This window comes from Streptomyces desertarenae (genome assembly GCF_042681365.1).
Lineage (GTDB): Bacteria > Actinomycetota > Actinomycetes > Streptomycetales > Streptomycetaceae > Streptomyces > Streptomyces desertarenae.
Genome location: NZ_JBHUFU010000019.1, coordinates 65,439 through 86,196, shown reverse-complemented (window position 1 = coordinate 86,196; position 20,758 = coordinate 65,439). Strand labels below are relative to the sequence as shown.

Here is a 20,758-nt window from a genome sequence, read left to right as displayed (position 1 = left end):
CGAACGAGCACATTACCGAACGGTTCAGGTGTCTCGTGCCGGGCCGCCGGCCCGGTGGGCCCTTCCGGTCGGAGCGCCGAGGAGCCGTCCTGTGGGGTGGGGCGGACCGGTCGCCTGCAGCAGAGGAGGGGCGCCGGGACGAGGAGGGCCGGGTGGTGCGGGGACGGCGCTCACAGCGGGGTGAGAGGCGGTGGTGGCCGGTGGGCCGGGCCGTGGAGGCGGTTCGCCCGCCTCACCCCGAGCGGTTCGCTCGGGGTGAGGCGAGTGCGTGACCGCCGTGGACTTGCGGGTCGGTGCCCGGTCGGTGCAGCGGTGGCGGCAGACCTGGGACCGGGGCGATTCGCAGGCTCCTCGGCGGCAGGGTCCGGCGGCCTGCCGGTGCGGGTCCGGCCGGACGGTGACCGCCTCGGCCGGGACCTCAGCACGACGTGAGTTCCGGCTCCCTGGGCGCCGGCTGGCCCGTGATCGGCTGGAGGTGCTCGTTGTAGATCTCGGCCCACCGCGAGGTCTTTCCCGGGGACTTCCCCACGATCGCCTTCAACGCCGCGCACACCCCCTCGTGCAGGTCCTGGTGCGCTGCGTCCATCGCCACTCCGAGGTGCTCCGGTTCGCCGCGGCTGGGAAGGGCCCTGGTCTTGGCGGCGTACTTGCGGGCGAGTCCGTCGACGATGACGTCGTCGGTGGCCACCGCGTAGACGTCGGTCCCCGGGTCCAGCAGGTCCCTCACACAGTCGTCGTAGCCGTCCCGGGTCACCGTCTGGCCCCCCAGCCCCTCCTCCTTGAGCCACTCCTCGTAGACCGAGCCCTCCGCGGTACACACCTCCGCCTCGGAGTCTCTCCGCAGGTCGCTGAGGTCTCCGTACGGCCGCTTCTTGCGTACCAGCAACCCTTTCAGAGCCTCGAAGTAGGGGCCGGCGAACTTCACCTTGTCGGTCCTCTCGCGCTCCTCGCTGATGCTGTACGTGGCCAGCACGAGGTCAACCTTGCCGGTCGTCAGGTAGCCGTTGCGGTTGTCCGTGGTGACCGTTTGGAATGTCACCTGGTCCTCCTTGCAGCCCAGTTCCCGGGCGATCTCCTTGGCGAGATCGACCTCGAAGCCCCGGTGGGTGCCTTTGACCTCCACGCTCAGTCCGGGTTGATCGCCCTTGACGCCGACCCGCAGCCTGTCGCAGTGGTAGACGGTCCGACTGGGCTCCCTCGACGGGGGTTCCTCGCTGGAGCCTGCGGCTTCGGAGTCGCCTTCCAGTCCCAGCAAGGAGGACCACGCCACACCCGCAAGCAGCGCCACGCAGACGACGGCCGCCGGTATCTTCCACCGATTCCGGCGCTTGGGTTTCACCGGATCGATCGGGTCCACCGGCTCCGGGGGCTTCGGACGGTCGGGTCCGACCGGCCTCACGGGTGGGGTGTCCGGCGCTGCGGCATCCTCGGTGACGGCCTGCAGCATCCGGTCCGCTTCGGCGGCGTCCGGGCGCTGGTCGGGGTCCTTCTGGAGCAGCGCTGTGATCAGTCCGGCGAGCGGTCCGGCGTACTTCATGGGCGGCACCGGCGACTCACGCACGGCGATGAAGACTTCGAAGCTGGTGGCCCCGTCGAAGGGGCGCCTGCCCTCCACCATCTCGTACAGCGTGACGCCGAGGGCCCACAGGTCCGACGCGGTGGAGGCCGGTCGCGGGTCGGCCGGTGTGTGTCCGAGCAGTTCCGGTGCCAGGTACTGCGGTGTTCCGATGATCTCGTGCGACCGGGTGAGCTGGGTGGCGCCCTCGAAGGTGGCGATCCCGAAGTCCATCAGGAGCGCGCGCCCATCGGGGCGGAACAGGATGTTGTGGGGTTTCACGTCGCGGTGCAGTACGCCGGCCTCGTGCACGGCGGCCAGTCCGCGCAGCACCTGGAGGCCGATCCGCGCCGCGTGGGGTGCGGACAGGTACTGCTGCTCGCGCAGCAGATCGGCCAAGGAGCGCGAGTTGAGCAGCTCCATCACGATCCAGACCTGGTTGCCGTCCTCGACCACGTCGTGCACGGCGACCACGTTCTGGTGCCCGATCCTGGCGATGGCCTGCGCCTCACGGCGCGCCCGGCTCACCCACTTCGCCTGGGCGTCGGCACTGGCGGCGCCCGGATACAGCAGCCCCTTCACCGCCACCTTCCGGTCCAGGCTCGTGTCCAGTGCCTCCCAGACCACGCCCATCCCGCCGCGACCGAGCTGGTGCTGCAATCTGTATCGGCCCGCGATCACCCTGTCCGGCCCGTCGTCCGGGCCGCTGTCGGTCATGCCCTCGCTGCGCATCCGCCCCCCCGAGGTTATCGATACGGACAGCAACAGTAGACGCACCGTCAGGCATTCCGGTTTCGAATGATGTGACAGGGGTCGTCGACTTTGCGGACCGTGGCACTCCGGCGCAGCCTCCCCGGCCGTTCAGCGGGCCGCCGCGGTGAGGGGGCCGGGCGTGACCGAGCACCGAAAGGCGGCGGAGACCGACGGCAGGCGGTTCGGGTTGCAGCGGGCCCGGTGAAGGATTCGCCGGGACTTCAAGCCGCGCGGCACACCGCCGGTCGGTCCGCCGCGGCGCGTCCGGCCGCACCGCACCGGTATCCGGGCGCCGGAGGGGATCGGGGCACGGCACGGCGGCGGGAGGCTGCACGGGACGGAGCTCGCCCCTCATGCGTCGCGGGGGCGCTCTCCCCCGTCCGTCGGCGCGGGCCGCTCGCGGCCGGTTGTTCACGGCGGCGCGGGGGTGGCTGAACAACCCCGGAGCCGCTGTGCTGGAGCCCACGCGGCCGCGGCGCTTCCGCCCGGCCCGCACGGCACGGGAACCAGCGGACCACCGGTGAGGGCGAAGATGCGGACGGCCATGTGGACGGTAGTGGCGGGCGGGGCTGTGGTCTGCCTCCTCTTCGGCTGGAGGGGAGTGCGGACCTACCTCTTGATCACCGTCGCGGCCGCCGCCGTCCTGGGCACGGCAACGGCGTTGGTGCTGGCGGCCCGGATGACGGCCGTCGCCGTCACCCGCCTGCGGATCAGCGTCCTGCCCGCCCGCGGGTGCGAGAAGGTCGCCGCGGCCTACAACGCCGTCGGCCCGCATACGATCACCGTGCTGTCGGTCGTGCCGGTCCGGCTCGCCGACGCCGGTGTCCTCTCCCCCTCCGGCCCGGTGTCCCTCCCGTCCGGTCCGGCGGCGGGGAGCGGGGGGCACGGTCTTCCCGAAGACCTCTGCCGGGTTTCGCCGGACCGGCTCGAACCGCTGGCCGGCAGACTCCTCTACGCGGTCGTCACCCCCGACTCGATCCGGCTGTGGCGGCGGCAGGGGCTGCTGCGGTACGGCGAGGCCGCGGTGTTCGACCGGGAGTGGGTCTGGCGGATCCGGAGGGTCGACGACGGGGTCGGCCGCCTCGTGCTGTGGACTCCGGAAGCGGGTCTCCCGGTGTCCTACGGCGGGCGGGTGCTGGAGCTGAGGGCCGACAGCGGCTCGTACCTCAGGTTCTTCCTCGGATACGTCGGGTAGGCCCGTGTCGCCTCCGGCCGGAGGCGACACGGGCCCTTCGGGGGGCTCGTTCCGGCCCCGGACTCCCAGAGCTCTGCCCCCGGGGGGCGGAGGTGACCGGCGGGCGGTCGCGGGCCCCCGCCGGCGGGGATCACCAGGCTGAACGGCGTGCGCGGACCCGGGCTGCCCGAGGGCTGTTCGCGGACTGCTCGGAGAAGCCGGCGGCCGCGGACCCCGGTGGGGGCAGGGTTCCCCGGCTCCTCCTCCGGCCGCCGCGCTCAGGCGAACAGCTCGCCGAGCAGCTCGGGGCCGACGGCGATGGGCGCGGGACGGTAGGCGGGCGGCTGCGCGCCCATCAGCTCGCGCACCAGGAAGTCCCAGCAGCGCTTGCGGACGTAGGCCAGGCAGTCGATGAGCGTGTGCTCGGCCCCGGGCACGATGAGCAGCTCGAAGTCCTTGTCGGCGGCGATGAGGCGGTCGGCCAGCCGCAGCGTGTGCTCCGGGTGGACTTGGTCGTCCATTCCGCCGTGGACGAGCAGCAGCTTGCCCGCCGGCCGGTCCGCGAGGTCCATGGTGGAGGAACGGGCCCAGGCCTCGGGGTTGTCCGCGCCGTCGTAGGCCTCCACGAAGCCCTGGTTGAAGCAGCGGGCGTCGTGCGAGCCGGAGAGGGCCACGCCGACCTTGTACGCCTCGGGGAAGTCCAGCACCGCCCGCGCTGCGGCGAACCCGCCTCCGGAGTGGCCGAAGGCGCCCACCCGGTCCAGGTCCATCCACGGGCGGGTCCGGGCCAGCTGCCGCAGCGCCGCGACGTGGTCGGCCAGGCAGCCCGCGTCGGCCAGACGGCCGTAGGAGGCGTCGTGGAAGGCCTTGCTCCGCCCTGGGGTGCCGCGCCCGTCCACCGCCACCACCACGAAGCCCAGCGCCGCGATGGGCTCGGCGTCGAGGCCCATCCCGCCGGGGTCGAAGCACGGGGCGACCCGGGCGACCTGCGGGCCGGGATAGACGGTGTCCACCACCGGGTAGCGCCGGGCGGGGTCGAACCCCCGCGGCCGGTACAGCACTCCGTGGATGTCCGTCACCCCGTCGGCCGCCTTGACGCAGAACCGTTCCGGCGGCGTCCAGCCGGTGGCGGTGAGCCTGCCGGTGTCGGCCCGCTCCAGCTCGACCAGTACCCGCCCGGTCCAGTCGCGGACCGTCGTCACCGGCGGGGTGTCGACGGTGGACGCGGAGTCGACGAAGTACTGCCGGTTCTCCGGCAGGGTGACGATGTGGTCCTGGTCGTCGTCCGTGACCGTGGCGAAGCCGGAGCCGTCCAGGCCGACCCGGCACACCGTGCGCCGGTACGGGTCCTCGCCGACCAGCCCGGAGGCGGTGAAGTACGCCACCCGCTCGGCCTCGTCGACGTGCAGGATCTGCCGCACCGCCCACTGCCCGGAGGTGATCTGCCCGAGCAGCGCGCCGGTGCGCAGGTCGTACCGGTACAGGTGGCCCCAGCCGCTCCGCTGCGAGTACCACAGCACCTCGTCGGTCAGCACCCGCACGATCGGCGGCTCGTACATCCACTGGTTGGGCTCCACCCGGGTGGCTCCGGTCTCGCTGAGCACGGTGGCGACCTCGCCGGTGACCGGGTCCAGCCGGTGCAGGGTCAGCGTGCGCAGGTCGCGGGGCCGGCTGAGGTAGTACACCGCCGAGCCGTCCTCCGCCCACCACGCCCACCCGGCCGTGATCGGCGACAACTGCGGCATGAGCAGCGGTTCGGCCTGCGCGCGGACCACGGTGCCCGTCCGCACGTCCAGCACGACCAGCTCGGCGCGGGGCACCTGCTCGTCGCCGGGGTAGGCGTACCGCTGGGTGCGCAGGAGGGGCGGGCCGCCGTCGGCGGGCCCGGCCTCCACCAGGTGGGTCTGCCGGACGCCGCGCTCGTCGGTCCGGTGTGCCAGCACCATCGTCGAGTCGGGGGACCATGCCGCCGCGGGCGGCGGGTGCGGCAGGCCGAGCTTGCGCAGCAGTGTGCCGTTGCTCGTGCAGTCCGGGCCGGGGCCGTACCGGTGGTCGGGCTCGCCGTCGGTGGTCAGCGCCCGTTCCCGGCCGTCGGGCAGCGAGCGCACCCACAGGTCGTGCCCCCGCTGGAACAGCGTGGCCGTCCGGTCGGGTGACGGCACCTCCAGCGGGTTGCCCGGCGGTGCGGGTTCGGCCCGTTCGCAGGTGTAGTCGTCCAGGCGGCAGCGCCAGTGCTCGCCGAAGGCGTCGAACTCCACGGTGTGTGCGGACAGTTCGACGGCCGTGAACGGCAGGGCCTCGGGGTCGGTCCGCTGCCCGGCGGCGGCGGCCAGCGCGGTGGCGAGCAGCGCATGGTCGAAAGCCGGCTCGCGGGTGCCCGCCGCCGGGTCGACCAGTACGAACCGGCTGCCGGAGCCGTTGTCCACTGCGTACCAGAAGCGTGCGCCTCCGTCGATCCATTGCGGCCTGACCTTGTCGCCGACGACGAGTTCGCCGGGGCGGGCGGGTCGGCGCAGGAGCTGCTCCGCGGCCTGGTAGTCCCGGGTGGTGCTCATTCTTCTTCCTCCTCGGTGCGGTTCCGGGCGTGGTGGTGCGGTGGTGCCGTCGGGGCAGGGGGATGGGGGCTCGGGGGCGCCGCCCCTTTCGCGAGCCGGGTGGGGCGGGGCGGGCACGGTCGGACCGCCCGGGGGCGGGGGCCGGCAGGCGGTTGTGCACCCGTCCGGCCGGTGTGGGCGTCCGGCCGGACGGTGGACGGGGGTCCCGTCGGCGCCGTTCCGGCCGAGGGCGGTGTCGTCGCCGTGCGGCGTGCGCTGCTTGTTCGCCGAGACGGTCGTAGGGGTGTTCCTCTTGCAGGCTGCGGGCGGTGACGTCGCTGCAGGCGGTGGTCGCGTGGGTGTTCAGGCCGGCACCGCCGGCCTTCCGGAGCGCGTTGCGGATCAGGCCGCAGGAAGGTCCCGCGTCCAGGGAGGCAAAGCCCCCGCCGGGGTGTCGAACGTCCGCATCGCGCTCCCCTTCGACTCCTCGTTCCGAACGATGGAGAAGCTACGTTGCATTCACAAGACCGGCAACATACTTGCCGCCAGAACCGCTTTAACACCAGCTCATAGCCATCAGATTGTTGCAACGGCGGTAAAATCAACGCAACGAACGCCACCCGACCATTGCAATGAGGGCGGTGGGCCGCGGCGCGTGCGCGGTGTGCGTGCCGGAGCGGCCGCACCGCGCGCCGCGGTCACACCGGTGGATCCGGAGCCGGGCGAGGCCACAGACGGTCGCCACCGCAACGTCCCGTGTTCGGACGTGGTCTTCGGCCTGCTCCCCGCGGGTCCGGGCGTACGGCATGCTGCGGATGCCCGGCCACCGGGGACGGCCCGCCCGCTGGGGCGGGCGTTCGCCGAGTACGGGCGGACCGGCGGGACGCGGCACCCGCCGCGCGTGGTCGCCCCGGTCGCCGGGGCTGCCCGCCGGCAGTCCGAAGGCGGCTCAGGTAACGCTGCCGGAGGTCGCTTCGGGTTCCGTGTGGAGGATCTCCCGGGCTTGGTCCGCGGCGCGGGCGATGCTCTCCGAGATGAAGTCGACGAAGCGGGCGATGTTCTCCAGGCGGGCGGCGGCCGGGGTGCCGGAGCCGAGGACTCCGACGCCCTGCCGCGCGGTCTCGCCGAGGTGGGCGGTGGCGCGGGCGCTGGCCATCACGGACTGGTACATGACGTCATCGTCGACGGCGTAGCGCTCGCGGCGGCGTTCGTCGCGTTCCCGGCGGATGAGGCCCTGGCCCTCCAGGAACGCGACCGCCTTGGAGACGGACGCCCGGCTGATCTGGAGGCGCTGGACGAGTTCGGAGGCGGAGAGGCTGCCGGCGTCGGTGGTGTAGAGGCAGGCCAGCACCCGGGCCGTCATCCTGGGCAGGCCCGACTGCATGAAGACGGTGGTGAGCGTCTGGGTGTACTCGCGTACGGCTTCGGGGTCGCGCCCGTGGGCCGGCGGGGGCGTGTTCGGACTCCGGGGAACGGTGGTGCGCCTGCGGCGGCGGGCGCGGTGTTCGGCGGCGCGGTGGGCCAGGTCGGCCCGGTAGGCCGTGGGGCCGCCGTTGCGCATGACCTCACGCGTGACGGTCGAGGTGGGGCGGCCGAGGTGGCGGGCGATCTCCGCGTAGGCGGAGCCGTCGGCCAGCCCCAACGCGATCCGCCGGCGTTCCTGCTGGGTGAGTCTGCCCCCTGGCACCGCGATCTCCTCCCTCATGCCCCCGATGCCTCCAGCATAGCGTTCAGCTCCAACTCATTGCAACGGACATGGCGATGTTCGTTGCGTTGATTCCGCCGTCATTGCAACAACCCGATAGCTTTGATCTGGAGTTATATGGGTCAGCAACAACAAGCATGTTGTCGATTTCAGAAATGCAACGTAGCTTTTCCATCAACCGAAACAAAGAGCCCGAGGAGAGCACGATGCAGAAGTTCGACACCCCCGCCCCGGTCTCCGTCGTCCTGGACGTCCCCGCGGGGCGCATCCGGCTCGTCGCCGCCGACCGGGCCGACACCACGGTCGAGGTCCTGCCCGCGGACGCCTCCAGGAGCCGCGACGTGAAGGCGGCGGAGCGGATCCGGATCGAGTACGGCGACGGCGTCCTGCGGATCGGGGCCCCGGAGGCGAAGAACCGGCTCCTCGGCGCTTCCGGGTCCGTCGAGGTGACCGTCCGACTACCCGCCGGCTCCCGCATCGAGGCGAAGGCGGCTCTCGCCGAGCTCCGGGGCTTCGGACGGCTCGGCGACGTCGCCTTCGAAGGCGCGCAGGGCGCGGTCGGGCTCGACGAGACCGCGAACGCCCGCCTGACCCTCCTCGCCGGCGACGTCTCGGTCGGCCGCCTGGGCGGCCCCGCGCGGATCAGCACCCACAAGGGCGACATCCGCATCGCCGAGGCCGTGCACGGCACGGTCGCGCTGCGCACCGAACACGGCGAGATCTCGATCGGAGCCGCCCGCGGAGTCCCCGCCTCCCTGGACGCCGGCACCTCCTGCGGCCGGATCCGCAACGCGCTCCGGAACACCGGCGGCGCCGCCGGCCTGAACATCCACGCGACCACCGCCCACGGCGACATCACCGCCCGCAGCCTGTAGGGGGCGCCCCGCGGCGGTCCCGTCCACCCAGCCGAATTCCGTACCAGTCCCAGGGGAGCACACCACCATGTCCGTCACTTCCACCGGCCAGGACCGCCCGGAACTGCGGAGGGCCATCGAGGAGATGGCCGAGTCCGGTTTCACCGGGGTGACGCTGCGCGTGCACGACGAGCGGGGCGAGTGGGTCGGCAGCGCCGGGGTGCGCAAGCTGGGCGAGACCGCGGAGCCGCCGGCGAACGGGTACGTCCGGATAGGCAGCAACACCAAGACCTTCACCGCGACCGTGGTGCTGCGACTGGTGGCCGAGGGCGCGATCGGGCTGGACGCCCCGGTGGCCGACCACCTGCCCGGGTTCGGGCTGGACCGGAGGATCACGGTACGGATGCTGCTGCAGCACACCAGCGGGGTGTTCAACTTCACCGGTGAGTACTACGCCGACGGGACGTTCGTGCCGGGGATCCCCGCCACGACCGCGGGCCGGGAGTGGGTGGACAACCGGTTCAGGACCTACCGGCCGGAGGGGCTGGTACGGCTGGCGCTGTCCAAGCCGGCGCGGTTCGAACCGGGGACGGACTGGAGCTACTCCAACACCAACTATGTGCTGCTCAGGCTGCTGATCGAGAGGGTCACCGGCCGCTCGCTCGCCGAGGAGATGCAGCGGCTGATCCTGGGGCCGCTCGGGCTGTCGGGCACCGTGGTGCCCGACACCGGTCCGGAGGTCCCCGAGCCGCACGCTCGCGCCTACTACCGGTACGAGGACGCCGGCCGGCAGGAGACGGTCGACGTCACCCGTCAGAACCCCTCCTGGATCTCCACCGGCGGGGACATGATCTCGACCCCCCGGGACCTGCACACGTTCGTCTCCGCGTTGACGGGCGGCAGGCTCCTGCCGGCCCCGCTGCTGGCCGAGATGTGCAGGCCGCATTCCAAGGCCGGGTACGGCCTGGGGGTGTTCGTGCAGGACGTCGGCGGGAACGGCGGCACTGTCATCACCCACAACGGCGGCATGGCGGGCCACGCGGCGCTGATGTACAGCACGCCCGACGGCGGCAGGACCCTGACTGCCGCGCTGAACTATGTCGACGATGCCGCACTGTCCATGGCGGGGGCGTTCCGGAAGGCGACGCGAGGACTCGTCAAGGAGGTGTTCGGCGGCGGACAGGCCGGGTCGCCCGGCGCGGCCGGGCCGACCCGGTAGCCGGGGTCGAGCGGCGTGGACCCGCACGAACTCGGTCGGCTCGGGCACCCTGGCCGACGCCCGCCGGTGTGGGCGACCTGGTCCCACCGGGACCGCACGCTGCGGCAGGCCGACGTCGAAGCGCGACCGCGGCCCGAAGCAGCAGCCGTGGGCGCGCGCTCGTCGGCGCCCGATGCGGTGTGCTCCGGCACCGGGTCGGAGTACGCCGCCTCGTTCGCGTGCGGGGCGGGCCGGCGGACACCGGGCCGTCTCCGGCCGGGCGCCCGCCGCCTGCTGCTTCCCGGTCGGCCCGGGACCCGGCTCCCCGGCCGGTCAGAACCTGGGGTCGAGGAACCCGCCCCACGTCCAGGTGCCGGTGGACCGCACGTCCAGGTCCTCGGAGAGGTACACCGTGTCCCAGTCGGGGTTGTCGGGATTCAGTGACGTCGTCTGCACGTAGAAGCCGTCGTGCGGCCACAGGCAGTCCTCCCAGGTGTACACGCCCTGGCCGAGGTAGAGGTTGGCGCGTACGACGGTCTGCCGCGTCCCCATGACGTGGCCCCAGTCGTAGTGGCCGGTTCCCAGGGTGATCCTGCGCGAGACGCAGGATTCCACCATGCTGCTGTCGGGGTTGGAGACCAGGTGCTGGGTCTTGGTGTTGTAGGCCGTCGGGTAGTCGGCCGGGGCCGCCGAGGCCGTGCCCGGCGCGCCGAGGAGGGCCGCGCCGACCAAGGCCATGACGGACAGCAGGCTGTGTCGGACACGCGTCATGATCGTTTCCTTTCGAAGGGTACGAACCGGTGCTCCGGAGGCACGGGCCCCGGAAGAGCCCCGCCCCGCCGCACGGCCGGTGCCGGCCGACGTTCGGGGAGACCCCGTCCAGGCCCTCCGCCGCATCGACGCAGCGGTGCCGCCCGCGGTGTCACCGGCGGCTCGACCACTACAGCACCACCGGGATTGTTCAGCAGGTGCCTCGGCGGTGCCGAACAACTCCTCCCCCGGCCCTGCGGAGCGGCTTTCGGCCGCACGGCGGGGAGGAGCCCGCACGACACGCGGGGTGCGGCGGGGCCGCACCGCGAGGTCTGCGCCGCACCGCCGGGTGGAGGACCGGCCCGCTTCCGCGCCGCCCCGGCGCCGCGGGCGTCGTCGTGATCGGCGGCGGCCGCGCCGGCGTCGCGGCCGCCGGCCGGCCCGCGTGGCGCGACGGCGTGGCCGTGTCCCCGGTCGGCGGGGTGGACGGTGGCGGAGGCGTTGACCGCTCGGAAGTCCGGCAGGCAGGCACCGGGCTCGGCGACGCGGTCTTCTGCAGCCTGCGTCGGCCCTGGCCGCAGAGCGCCCGCCCCCGCGGCGGGGGAGGTGCCCGGCGGGGTTCGGAGGCCGCCGCAGCCGCCCGGCCGCCGGGGCCGTGCAGCGGAGCCGGCCACCGGGCCCGGCCGCGCTCCTCCGGGTCTCGTCGCGGCCGGTACCGTCCGGGACCCGGCACCGTCGGCAGCGGCCGCAAGCCCGCAGCCGGCTCCTGCGCGGCGTCCGCGCGCTCGGCGAACGCGCCACCGGACTCGAACAGCATCGGCGTGCCCTGTCCCGCGCGACGAATCAGCCCCCTGCCGCGTCGGCGCCGTCGCCCAGGCCGTCCCCGGCCGTGCATGCGGCGGGCCTCGCCGCGAGATTCCGGCGAAGTCGGATGAAGACCGGTGGTGAGAAGCAGAGGAAACCGATCCGCATTTCCGTTCGAGCCGCATCCCCGTTCATTGCGCGGGAAAGCGGTCTCCGTCGCTGTGTGACATCAAACCTGCTTCACGAGTACGGCGCGGGTGTAGAGCAGGTGGAAACCCTGGCGCTGCGCGTTCTCCTGGGATTTGGAGCCCGGCTGCGTGGTGATGACGGCGATGTCGCAGCCCGCCGCGGCGGCATCGGCGAGCCGGGCCGCCAGGAGGGCCGTCTGGACGCCTCGGCGCCGGTGAGCGGGGGCGGTGGCCGCTCCCGTCAGCTGGGCGATCCCGTCGGCCATGCGGGCGCTGGCCCCTCCGACCAGCGCACCGTCGCGTACCGCGCTGTACCGCCTCATGCCGGCGGCGCCCACCAGGTCGCGGACCGCCGCGGCGATCACCTCGCGCGGGAACTCCTCGTGGGAGGGGACGCCTTGGGTGTCCGGGTGCGCGAAGCCGTCCGCGACGACCTCGATCCAGCGGTCGAACTCCTCCTCGCCGCTGGGCCTGATCTCGATCCCTTCGGGTGCGGGGCGTCCGTGTTCCCCGGGCAGCGGGAAGCCGAGCACGTTCTCGTAGGACGTGAGCCGGTATCCCCGCTCCGTCAGCACGGCGCCGACGGCCGGATCGGCCACGTGGGCCAGCTCCACCTGGACGGGCGCGCCCCGGTCGGCGAAGGCCTGCTCGATCTCGTCGAGCAGGGCGTCGTCCGGTACGCCGCCGAAACCGAGTCCGGCGACCTTGTTGAGTGGTGACTCGTCCTCGGCGAAGGCGGCCACGCCTCCCGTGACCGGCTTCAGGAAGCCTTTGCCGTCTCCATTGCGGCGGCGTGCGGCCGCATTCCCGTCCGTGATGAGTTGCACCTCGGCCCGCTCGATTCGCTCGGCCAGGCCGGTGTCGCAGAAGAGCGGCTTTCCGGTCGTATCCACCGCGGAAGATTACCTGACGGACCGGTTCGGTCACATTTCATTTCCCCGGCCGGGAGTGCAGGTGGGATCCGTACGGCATCCGATCGCGGGGCCGCGGGTCCAGGGGTCCTCCCGGCCCGGAAGCGGAGGTACCGGCCCCTGGAAGCGTGCGGGCACACGGTCGACCCGGACACCCCGATCGCCGCCGTGCGGGAGCTCCCCGAGGACATCGCCGGCCGCCGGACCGTCGCCGGCGTGCCGCTGTGCCCGTTGCTGTCGGGCGGTCCGGACCCCTCGACGACCACCGCACCGGCGCACCGGAAGCCGCTCGCGCGCGCGGAGGGGCCGGTGCGTTTCTTTCCGGCCGACTTCGCCGACCACGGGCCGGTTCCTTCGCCGATCCGGGACGCGCCGTTCGTGCGCGATCTGGTTCCGCGGGAGACGAAGTCCCCCGACGGCCGCGAGAGGAGCCTGCTGCGGGCCGCGGCCGGGGACCCGCTGCCGGACTCCATCGCGCAGCGGATCGAGAGCCCCTGTCCGACCCCGCAGGACCCGGCCTGCGAGCGCGGGCTGCGCCAGGCGCCGGCGGCGGTGCTCGACGACCCCGCGTCACCGGTGCTTCCGCTGCTCGACCGGGCGGCCGCCGGGGAGCTCCTGGACCGCCCGGTCGGCGGCATGAGCGCGCGGTGCGGCCGCTCCGGTCTGGAGCCGGCGCTCGGCGCCAACGCCCGGCCGGCCGCCTGCGACATCACGCTGGACCTGTGAGCCCTGCCCCGCGCTGAGCGCTCCACGCCTGCGGCGAGCCGACGCCCGTCGTCGTACCCCGCCCTACCGATGGGTGTCGGCCATGGCGTAACCGTCCCGCGCGGCGGAGCTCAGCACCTGCTTCAGCAGGCCGGGGAACCGGTCCTCCAGGTCGTCCAGGCGCAGGGAGTTGTAGCACCGGGTGCCCTCGGAACGGACGCGCAGCACCCCTGCCTCCCTGAGGATCTTCAGGTGGTGGGTCATCGTCGACTTGGCGATGTCGCCTCCCAGGTCCCCGGCGGTGCGTTCGCTGCCGTCCGACAGCGCGACCACTATGCCGATCCGTGTGGCGTCGCTCAGCGCGAAGAGCACGCCGGGCAGACGGATGTCATCGGTTTCGGGGTGGAAGTAACGGCGCACGGTCCAAGAATCGCACACCCGACCAGGTTCCGAAGTCGGCCGAAATGGTTTCACCGGGCTTGCCGCCGCGGTCGGCACGGCCATCATGTACCAATGAACCGCGAGTATCGAACAATGAGGACCCGATGAAACTCGTCCACCTCCTGGGACTGGGAGCCTTCGCGCTCGGTCTCGACGCCTACGTCACCGCCGGCCTGCTGCCGGTCATCGCAGACGACTTCGGCACCTCCGTGTCGGCCACGGGGCAGATGGTCACCGCCTTCACCCTCGCCTACGCCATCGCGTCGCCGGTCTTCGCCACCCTGCTGTCCGCCTCCCGCGTCCGCCTGGGCCTGCTCGCCTCCCTGGCCGTCTTCACCCTGGCCAACGCCGGCAGCGCCCTCTCCGGCTCGCTCGGCGTCCTGCTGGTCACCCGCGCCTTCGCAGGAGTCGGCGCCGGGCTGTACCTGGCGCTCGCGGCAGCTGCCGCCGCCTCGCTCGTCGACGAACGGCGGCGCGGCCGCGCACTCGCCGTGATCATGGGCGGCATGAGTTCGGGCACCGTGATCGGCGTGCCCATCGGCGTCTTCATCGCCCAGCACTCCGACTGGCGCACCACGCTGTGGCTGGTGTCCGCCATCGGGCTGGTCTCCTTCGCCGGGCTCGCCGCACGCCTCCCGGCCCTGCCGGCCGCCGCCTCGGTGACCCTGCGTCAGCGCGCCCAGGTGGTCGCCGACCCCCGCGTCGCCTCCATCGTCGGCGTGTCCTTCCTGGCGGCCGTCGCCAGCCTGGGCCTGTACACCTACATCGCCCCCGTCATGGGGACCCGGGCCATGGGCGGCGTCGACGACATCACGCCGTACCTGTGGGCCTGGGGCATCGGCGGGGTCCTCGGCAGCATCCTCATCGGCCCGCTCGTCGACCGGGTGCGCCGTCCCGCCACGCTGGTCGTCGGCATCCTGACCCTGCTCACCCTGGCCCTGGCCGTCCTCCGCCCCGTCGCCTCCGTCGAGCCGCTGCTCGCCCTGCTGCCCATCGCCGTGTGGGGCGCCGTGGGATGGGCCCTCCAGGTCCCGCAGCAGAACGACCTGCTGCTCGCGCGCGGCGAACGGGGCGGCCCGGTCGCCGTCGCGCTCAACGAGTCGGCGCTCTACCTCGGCAGCGCGGTCGGCTCGGGGCTCGGCGGCGTGGCCTTCTCCCTCGGCTGGAGCGGGTCCGTACTCCCCCTGTGCGCCGCCGGAGCCGCCCTCCTCGCCCTGCTGCTCCAGCTCACGGCCGTCCGCGCCACCGGCAAGCGGCTCCCCGCGGCACAGACCGCGGGGGCCCCGCTCCTGCAGGAGGCCTGCGAGTGAGGCGGGCGTCCCGCGCCGGACCGAGCGGCTGCGGCGCCGGCGTGCCCGCCGGGCCGCCGCCCGTCATGGCCGACCGGCCGTCCCGGGCGGCCCGGCTGCACCGGCCGGGGTCGCTCCCCGGCCCCTGCCGTCCCAGGGCCTCATCGCCGAAGCCCTGGGCGCCGCCATCGCGGTCCGCCCGTTCGAGCCGGGCCGCCCGTACGGGTGCTCCGTCCTGATCGCCGAGCGTTTCGGTCCCGCAGCGGGGCGCGTTCGGTGGGGCCGTCCGCGGGGACGGCCCCACCGAGCGCCGTGCTCCGTAGGCCGGCCCGTGCCGGGCCACGTCCGGTGGCCCGGCACGGGAGGCGGCCCGGGGGCCGCAACCAGGTGGGGGTTTCCTACGAGAACGAGATCGCCACGTTCCCCAGGTCGAGGCCGGCGTTGCCCGCTCCGATGTAGCACTGGGCGGTGCCGCAGTCGACCGAGCCGAGGTTGGTCCCCTCGGGGGAGATGCCGGTGAACGTCTTGGAGACGACCAGCGGGATGCTCGCCTCGCCGTTGCCGTTCACCGTGAAGGAGGTGGCGGTGGAGGAGTTGCAGGCGTGCCCGGCCGGCACGTCGGCGCACTGGGCGATGTAGTAGGTCTCGCCGGGCACGGCCCCGGTGACCTTGGCGGTGACCGTGTCGCCGTGGGCCAGGCCGGTGGCCGGGCTCACGGAGAGGCCCGCCGCCGCGGCGTACGCGGCGGGCTGTACGGCGACGGACACACCGAGGGCCACCGCGGCAGCCGTTCCGAGAGCAGGCACAAGCCGGGCCCTGTTCTTCAGCTTCATGTCTCTCCTTTTGACGGTGTTGTTTAGGCGAGAGCGCGGACCGGTGCATTCCGCTCCCTCTCCTGAAAGGATGCCACCTCGCCCGTCCGCAGTGATCTTTCAAATTGCTGAGCTATCCCGTCCACCATTCTCCGGCATTTCGGACACATTTCTCGTATTCAGGGAGAATGCCTGCCTGCCTGGCTTCGGCGAGTGTGGGCGCCGCGCGGTCACCGGGGGATATCAGCGGCGCGGCGTCCTGGGGCCAGGGAATCGCGAGGGAGGCGTCCAGGGGGTGCAGCCTGCGGTCCTTCGACGGCGTGTAGGGCTGCGAGCAGGTGTAGGCCACCACGGTGTCGTCCGCCAGTGCCATGAAGGCGTGCCCCACCCCTTCGGGCACGTGGACGCCCTGGTACGTACGGTCGTCCAGCCGTACCGCCTCCCAGCGGCCGTAGGTGGGGGAGCCCACCCGGACGTCCACCACGACGTCCAGGACGGACCCTTTGAGGCAGGAGAAGAACTTCGCCTGACCGGGCGGGACATCGGTGTAGTGAATGCCTCTCAGGGCTCCTTTCCGGGAGACCGACACATTTATCTGGGCCACGGTCGCAGGGCGTCCCGTCATCTCCTCCAGGCGGCCTGCGTGGAACCATTCGAGAAACGCCCCCCGGCCATCGGAGTGGACGAGGGGCGTTACCACGCAGACGCCGGGGATACCGAGTCTCCGGACGCCTGTTCTGGAAATTCCGCTCATGCGGTGGGGATGAGGATGCCGTCGGCGGCCCCCGACCGGGCCGCGCTCACCGCCTCGCGGATGACCGCACACACCCCCGCGACCTCCGCGGGGCCGACGGCCATGCCCGTGGGCAGGGACAGGACCCGTCTGGTGAGGGCCTCCGTGCGGGGCAGCGGATCGGGTGCGTGGCGGGCCGGGTCGGAGCGGTAGGGCTCGCTGTCGTGGCAGCCGGGGCTGAAGTAGGGCCGCGCGAGGACGTTGTGCCGGTGGAGCACGGAGTTCAGGGTGTCGCGGTCCAGTCCGGCCCGCGGCGCGTCCACCTCGATCACGACGTACTGGCAGTTCGTCAGTTCGCCCGCCGCCTGCCGGCGCACCCGGATGCCGGGCACGTCGGACAGCTCCTCCTCGTACAGCCGGTGGTTGCGCCGGTTGACCTCGGTGAACGTGTCGGCGGCCTCCAGCGAGGTGAGTCCCATGGCGGCGCTGATCTCGTGCATGCGCGCCACCGTGCCGCTGCCGGTGATCTCGTGGTCGGGGTTGAGGCCCTGGTGCCGCATGGCCCGTGCCCGGTCCGCCAGCTCGTCGTCGTCGGTGACGATGGCCCCGCCCTCGAAGCTGTTGACGAACTTGGTGGCCTGGAAGCTGAAGATCTCCGCGGCGCCGAAACCGCCGATCGGCTTCCCGCGGTAGGTGCATCCCAGGGCGTGCGCCGCGTCGAACAGCAGGGGGATGCCGTGCCGGTCCGCCAGTGCGGTCAGCTCGTCGATCCGGCAGGGGTGCCCGAAGACGTGCACGCCGAGGATGCCGCGCGTCCGGGGCCCGATCAGTTTCTCCACGTGGGCCACGTCGGCGGTTCCCGTGGCCTCGTCCACGTCGCAGAAGACGGGCACCGCGCCGATCCAGTCCAGGGCGTGGGGGGTGGCGACCCAGGTGAAGGAGGGGACGATCACCTCGTCACCGATCCCGATGCCGACCGCCTTGGCGGCAACCTGGATGCCGGTGGTCGCGTTGGAGACGGCCACGCAGTGCCTGGTGCCGGCCAGTTCCGCGACCCGTTCCTCGAACTCGCGCACCAGCGGGCCGTTGTTGGTGAACCACAGCCGGTCCAGGGCGCCGTCGATGCGTTCCCGCAGCCGGGCCCGGTCGCCCACATTGGGGCGGCCGACGTGCAGCGGCTCGTCGAAGACCCTCGCTCCCCCGGTCACTTGCGCACACCCACGAAGAGGCCGGGGCTGTTGGGGCGGCCGTCCGCCAGTCTGAAGCCCGGAACGAACTCCACCGTGCATCTGGCGTCCTCGAAGGCCTGGGAGTACTCCTCCCGCGTGAACAGGCTGGAGTGGAGGACCTCCGAGAAGCTGCGGAAGCCCGAGGAGTCCGCCACCAGGAACCGGACCTCCAGGCGGGACTTGTCGCCCTGGCGCGTGGAGTGGGTCATCCGGGTGATGGCCCGGCCCTCCTCGCGGTGCAGGTGCGCGCCGACGTATCCGTCGATGAAGGTGTCGGGGAAGTACCACGGCTCGACGACGAGCACCCCTCCGGGCACCAGGTGGGCTGCCATGGCGGCGATCGCGGACTTCAGCTCGGCGTGCGAGCCCAGTTCGCCCACGGCGTTGCCCATGCAGGTCACCGCGTCGAAGGTGCGGCCCAGGTCGAAGTCCCGCATGTCGCCGGCGTGCACGGGCACGCCGGGCAGCCGCCGTGTTGCGGTCTCCCGCATGGCCGGGGCGTACTCCAGCCCCTCGACGTGGTCGAAGAGCTCGGTGAACGTCTCCATGTGCGCGCCGGTGCCGCACGCCACGTCGAGCAGTGAGGCCGCGCCGGGGAAGCGGGAGCGGACGGCCTCGGCCAGTCCTCTCGCCTCCTCCTCGAAGTTCTTGCCTCGGCTGCGGAAGACGAGGTCGTACAGTTCCGCGTGCTCGGGACCGTATTCCATCAGATCGGCTCCTTCACCGACTGCGCCGAGACGATTCTCGGTTCCGGGATGGGGACAATGAACCGGCCGCCCTGCTCCAGGAAGGCGCGCTCCTTGCGGATGATCTCCTCGGCGTAGTTCCAGGCGAGGAGGAGGTAGTAGTCCGGCCTGCGCTCCCGGGCCTCTTCGGGGGAGCAGACCGGCACCTTCGAGCCCGGGAGCAGCTTTCCGTGCTTCAGGCTCGTGGTGTCGCTGCAGAACTCCAGCTCCCGCTCGCCGATCCCGCAGACCATCAGCAGCTGGGTGCCTTTGGAGGGAGCGCCGTAGCCGGCCACCCGTGCACCCTGCGCGGCGAGCTCCTGCACCAGGTCGCGGACCCGGCCGGTCACGCGTTCCACCTGGGCGGCGAACCTGCGGTACCGGGCCTCGTCGGTCAGGCCGCTCTCGCGTTCGAGGTCGAGCAGCCCGGTGACCGAGGGGGCCGGCTCGCGTCCGGTGCCCTCCCGGACGGCGGTCACCACGATCGAGCCCCCGTGCACGGGCGCGCGCTCCACGTCGACGAGCCTGAGGCCGTGCAGGGCGAACAGGTGGCGCAGGGTGGTGACCGAGAAGTACGACAGGTGCTCGTGGTAGATCGTGTCGAACTGGTTCTCGTCCAGCAGGTCCAGCAGGTAGGGCACCTCGATGACGAGGGCGCCGCCGGGCGCCAGGACCTCCTCGACGCCGTCGAGCACGCGGTGCACGTCGTCGATGTGCGCGAAGCACTGGCGCCCCAGGACCAGGGAGGCCCGGCCGTGCCTCTCGGCGATCCGGGAGGCCGGCTCCGGGCCGAAGAAGTCGGCGATGGACTCCACGCCCCGCTCGTTGGCCTTCTCGACCAGGTTGGCCGCCGGGTCGACGCCGACCACCCTGAAGCCCGCCTCCTGGAACAGGCCGAGCTGGGTCCCGACGTTGCTGCCGAGTTCGACGACCAGGTCGCCCGGGGCGAGGTCGGCCTGCCGCGTGCCCAGGTCGACGATGCGGCGCATGTGGTCGCGGATCTGGTCCGACTCGGAGGAGACGTAGACGTAGTGCCGGAACAGCCGCGCCGGGTCGACCACCTGCCGCAGGGTGACCAGCCAGCAGTTGCGGCAGACGGCCACGTCGAGGGGGTAGGTCTCCTCCTCCTCGTCACGTGCTCCGGGGGCGATGAACCCGTTCGCCAGCGGCAGGGCGCCGAACGACACGATGTCGGCCAGATCCTCCTTGCCGCACACACGACAGGCGTCGTCGTGCCGGTAACTTCCCTGCATCACGTCTCCTTGCGGTACGAGGGGGCCTGCCGCCGGCTGCGGTGCCGGCCGGACGCCACGAATGTAGGGACGCGCTTCACGGGGGATCCACTCCTGGCGTGCTCACCCGCCGTCGCCGTCGGCGCTGATGACGACTTTGCCGATGTGCCGCGCGGACTCCAGGTGGCGGTACGCGGCCGGGGCGTCGGAGAAGGGGAACACCGCGTCGACGACGGGGCGGATGCGCCGGTGCTCCAGGGCCCGGTTCATGGCGCGGAACATCTCCGCGCTGCCCACCTGCACGCCCTGGACGGTGAGCGCCTTGCGCAGCAGCGGGACCGGGCTGAGGCCATCGCCGCGGCTGAGGACGCCGATCACGCTGATCCGGCCTCCGGTGCGGACGGCCGTGACCGACTGGCGCAGCGTGCCGGCGCCGCCGACCTCGATGACGTGGTCGACGCCGGCGTCCTCGCCGGTCAGCTCCGCGACCGCGTGCCCCCACCCGGGTGTCCGCGCGTGGTTGACCAGGTCCGCCGCACCCAGTTCGGCCAGCCGCTCCAGCTTGCGGTCGCTGCCCGAGGTCGCGATGACCCGCGCGCCGCCGGCCGCGGCGATCTGGAGGGCGAACACCGACACTCCCCCGCTGCCGAGGGTCAGCACCGTCTGCCCGGGGTGGAGGCCACCCAGTTCGACGACGGCCTGCCAGGCGGTGAGCGCGGCGCACGGCAGCGTGGCGGCCTCCTGGAAGTCCAGGTGGCCGGGGACCGCGACCACGGCGTCCTCGTCGAAGGCCACGTACTCGGCGAGGACGCCGTCGACCGAGCCGCCGAGCGCGGCGGCCAGCCGGGCCGCTCCGGGGGGGCCGGACTGCCAGCCGGGCAGGAAGAGGCCCATCACCCGGTCGCCCGGCCGCCACCGCGTGACGGCCTGGCCCCGGTCGACCACCTCGCCGGCGCCGTCGGAGAGCGGCACCACACCGGGCCGGATGCCGGGGCCGTAGCGGCCGTACGCGATCAGCAGATCGCGGTAGTTGAGCGACCACGCCCTCATCCGCACCAGCACCTGGCACGGCCCCGGACGGGGCGGGTCGCGCCGGGCGAGCCGCAGTGCCTGGGGGCCGGTGAAGCCGGGCAGGCTGTAGTACCTCATGCCGCGCCCGCCACCGC

Annotated in this window: 17 protein-coding genes; 5 read left to right on the top strand and 12 right to left on the bottom strand. The window is 72.7% G+C overall.

Annotation, left to right across the window (positions count from 1 at the left end; genetic code table 11):
• Nucleotides 1–418 precede the first annotated feature (418 nt).
• Nucleotides 419–2,287 (bottom strand): serine/threonine-protein kinase, encoded by a 1,869-nt coding sequence (locus tag ACFSJS_RS24565; protein ID WP_380904046.1) that lies wholly within the window; start codon nucleotides 2,285–2,287, stop codon nucleotides 419–421.
• A 565-nt stretch (nucleotides 2,288–2,852) separates the two neighbouring features.
• Between ACFSJS_RS24565 and ACFSJS_RS24560 the strand changes: the two genes are divergently transcribed.
• Nucleotides 2,853–3,503 carry a hypothetical protein gene (locus ACFSJS_RS24560; RefSeq protein ID WP_380904044.1) on the top strand — a complete coding sequence of 217 codons (651 nt, stop codon included), beginning with the start codon at nucleotides 2,853–2,855 and terminating at the stop codon, nucleotides 3,501–3,503.
• Between the two features lie 257 nt (nucleotides 3,504–3,760).
• On the opposite strand, the gene ACFSJS_RS24555 is transcribed toward ACFSJS_RS24560, so the two are convergent.
• Both ACFSJS_RS24555 and ACFSJS_RS24550 read right to left on the bottom strand, forming a co-directional pair.
• Nucleotides 3,761–6,037 carry a S9 family peptidase gene (locus tag ACFSJS_RS24555; RefSeq protein ID WP_380904042.1) on the bottom strand — a complete coding sequence of 759 codons (2,277 nt, stop codon included), beginning with the start codon at nucleotides 6,035–6,037 and terminating at the stop codon, nucleotides 3,761–3,763.
• A 928-nt stretch (nucleotides 6,038–6,965) separates the two neighbouring features.
• Nucleotides 6,966–7,703 (bottom strand): GbsR/MarR family transcriptional regulator, encoded by a 738-nt coding sequence (locus ACFSJS_RS24550; RefSeq protein ID WP_380904040.1) that lies wholly within the window; start codon nucleotides 7,701–7,703, stop codon nucleotides 6,966–6,968.
• Nucleotides 7,704–7,927: 224 nt separating this feature from the next.
• Between ACFSJS_RS24550 and ACFSJS_RS24545 the strand changes: the two genes are divergently transcribed.
• Nucleotides 7,928–8,596 (top strand): DUF4097 family beta strand repeat-containing protein, encoded by a 669-nt coding sequence (locus ACFSJS_RS24545; RefSeq protein WP_380904038.1) that lies wholly within the window; start codon nucleotides 7,928–7,930, stop codon nucleotides 8,594–8,596.
• A 67-nt stretch (nucleotides 8,597–8,663) separates the two neighbouring features.
• Nucleotides 8,664–9,794, top strand: a complete 1,131-nt coding sequence (locus tag ACFSJS_RS24540; RefSeq protein ID WP_380904036.1) for a serine hydrolase domain-containing protein — start codon at nucleotides 8,664–8,666, stop codon at nucleotides 9,792–9,794.
• Nucleotides 9,795–10,106: 312 nt separating this feature from the next.
• On the opposite strand, the gene ACFSJS_RS24535 is transcribed toward ACFSJS_RS24540, so the two are convergent.
• A complete protein-coding gene (locus ACFSJS_RS24535; protein WP_380904034.1) occupies nucleotides 10,107–10,544 on the bottom strand; it encodes a hypothetical protein in 438 nt (145 codons plus the stop codon).
• 1,012 nt (nucleotides 10,545–11,556) lie between these two features.
• Nucleotides 11,557–12,408 (bottom strand): GNAT family N-acetyltransferase, encoded by an 852-nt coding sequence (locus tag ACFSJS_RS24530; protein ID WP_380904032.1) that lies wholly within the window; start codon nucleotides 12,406–12,408, stop codon nucleotides 11,557–11,559.
• 186 nt (nucleotides 12,409–12,594) lie between these two features.
• On the opposite strand from ACFSJS_RS24530, the gene ACFSJS_RS24525 reads away from it, so the two are divergent.
• Nucleotides 12,595–13,152: an asparagine synthase-related protein gene (locus tag ACFSJS_RS24525; RefSeq protein ID WP_380904030.1), complete on the top strand. Its 558-nt coding sequence runs from the start codon at nucleotides 12,595–12,597 to the stop codon at nucleotides 13,150–13,152.
• Nucleotides 13,153–13,215: 63 nt separating this feature from the next.
• Here ACFSJS_RS24525 and ACFSJS_RS24520 read toward each other — a convergent pair whose 3' ends face one another.
• Complete coding sequence (locus ACFSJS_RS24520; protein WP_380904028.1) at nucleotides 13,216–13,551, bottom strand: ArsR/SmtB family transcription factor; 336 nt, start codon at nucleotides 13,549–13,551, stop codon at nucleotides 13,216–13,218.
• Nucleotides 13,552–13,676: 125 nt separating this feature from the next.
• Between ACFSJS_RS24520 and ACFSJS_RS24515 the strand changes: the two genes are divergently transcribed.
• On the top strand, nucleotides 13,677–14,882 hold the full coding sequence (locus ACFSJS_RS24515) for an MFS transporter (protein WP_380904026.1): 1,206 nt from the start codon (nucleotides 13,677–13,679) through the stop codon (nucleotides 14,880–14,882).
• A gap of 377 nt (nucleotides 14,883–15,259) precedes the next feature.
• Here the strand turns inward: ACFSJS_RS24515 and ACFSJS_RS24510 are convergent, their stop codons facing one another.
• The 6 genes from ACFSJS_RS24510 to ACFSJS_RS24485 all read right to left on the bottom strand — a co-directional run bounded on the left by ACFSJS_RS24510 (nucleotide 15,260) and on the right by ACFSJS_RS24485 (nucleotide 20,741).
• Nucleotides 15,260–15,694, bottom strand: coding sequence for an enediyne antibiotic chromoprotein (locus tag ACFSJS_RS24510; RefSeq protein WP_380904024.1), 435 nt, complete (start codon nucleotides 15,692–15,694; stop codon nucleotides 15,260–15,262).
• Between the two features lie 112 nt (nucleotides 15,695–15,806).
• Complete coding sequence (locus ACFSJS_RS24505; protein WP_380904022.1) at nucleotides 15,807–16,427, bottom strand: dTDP-4-dehydrorhamnose 3,5-epimerase family protein; 621 nt, start codon at nucleotides 16,425–16,427, stop codon at nucleotides 15,807–15,809.
• Complete coding sequence (locus ACFSJS_RS24500; RefSeq protein WP_380904020.1) at nucleotides 16,424–17,614, bottom strand: DegT/DnrJ/EryC1/StrS family aminotransferase; 1,191 nt, start codon at nucleotides 17,612–17,614, stop codon at nucleotides 16,424–16,426. The genes ACFSJS_RS24505 and ACFSJS_RS24500 overlap by 4 nt, the downstream gene beginning before the upstream one ends.
• On the bottom strand, nucleotides 17,611–18,342 hold the full coding sequence (locus ACFSJS_RS24495) for a class I SAM-dependent methyltransferase (protein ID WP_380904018.1): 732 nt from the start codon (nucleotides 18,340–18,342) through the stop codon (nucleotides 17,611–17,613). The genes ACFSJS_RS24500 and ACFSJS_RS24495 overlap by 4 nt, the downstream gene beginning before the upstream one ends.
• Complete coding sequence (locus ACFSJS_RS24490; protein ID WP_380904016.1) at nucleotides 18,342–19,613, bottom strand: class I SAM-dependent methyltransferase; 1,272 nt, start codon at nucleotides 19,611–19,613, stop codon at nucleotides 18,342–18,344. Before ACFSJS_RS24490 ends, ACFSJS_RS24495 begins: the two co-directional genes overlap by 1 nt.
• 102 nt (nucleotides 19,614–19,715) lie before the next feature.
• Nucleotides 19,716–20,741 carry a zinc-dependent alcohol dehydrogenase family protein gene (locus ACFSJS_RS24485; protein ID WP_380904014.1) on the bottom strand — a complete coding sequence of 342 codons (1,026 nt, stop codon included), beginning with the start codon at nucleotides 20,739–20,741 and terminating at the stop codon, nucleotides 19,716–19,718.
• Nucleotides 20,742–20,758: the final 17 nt, after the last annotated feature.

Coding starts and splice junctions, on each gene's coding strand:
- ACFSJS_RS24560 (WP_380904044.1), top strand. CDS start 2,853: ATGTGGACGGTAGTGGCGGGCGGGGCTGTGGTCTGCCTCCTCTTCGGC.
- ACFSJS_RS24505 (WP_380904022.1), bottom strand. CDS start 16,427: ATGAGCGGAATTTCCAGAACAGGCGTCCGGAGACTCGGTATCCCCGGC.
- ACFSJS_RS24565 (WP_380904046.1), bottom strand. CDS start 2,287: ATGCGCAGCGAGGGCATGACCGACAGCGGCCCGGACGACGGGCCGGAC.
- ACFSJS_RS24555 (WP_380904042.1), bottom strand. CDS start 6,037: ATGAGCACCACCCGGGACTACCAGGCCGCGGAGCAGCTCCTGCGCCGA.
- ACFSJS_RS24515 (WP_380904026.1), top strand. CDS start 13,677: ATGAAACTCGTCCACCTCCTGGGACTGGGAGCCTTCGCGCTCGGTCTC.
- ACFSJS_RS24545 (WP_380904038.1), top strand. CDS start 7,928: ATGCAGAAGTTCGACACCCCCGCCCCGGTCTCCGTCGTCCTGGACGTC.
- ACFSJS_RS24495 (WP_380904018.1), bottom strand. CDS start 18,342: ATGGAATACGGTCCCGAGCACGCGGAACTGTACGACCTCGTCTTCCGC.
- ACFSJS_RS24540 (WP_380904036.1), top strand. CDS start 8,664: ATGTCCGTCACTTCCACCGGCCAGGACCGCCCGGAACTGCGGAGGGCC.
- ACFSJS_RS24485 (WP_380904014.1), bottom strand. CDS start 20,741: ATGAGGTACTACAGCCTGCCCGGCTTCACCGGCCCCCAGGCACTGCGG.
- ACFSJS_RS24510 (WP_380904024.1), bottom strand. CDS start 15,694: ATGAAGCTGAAGAACAGGGCCCGGCTTGTGCCTGCTCTCGGAACGGCT.
- ACFSJS_RS24490 (WP_380904016.1), bottom strand. CDS start 19,613: ATGCAGGGAAGTTACCGGCACGACGACGCCTGTCGTGTGTGCGGCAAG.
- ACFSJS_RS24535 (WP_380904034.1), bottom strand. CDS start 10,544: ATGACGCGTGTCCGACACAGCCTGCTGTCCGTCATGGCCTTGGTCGGC.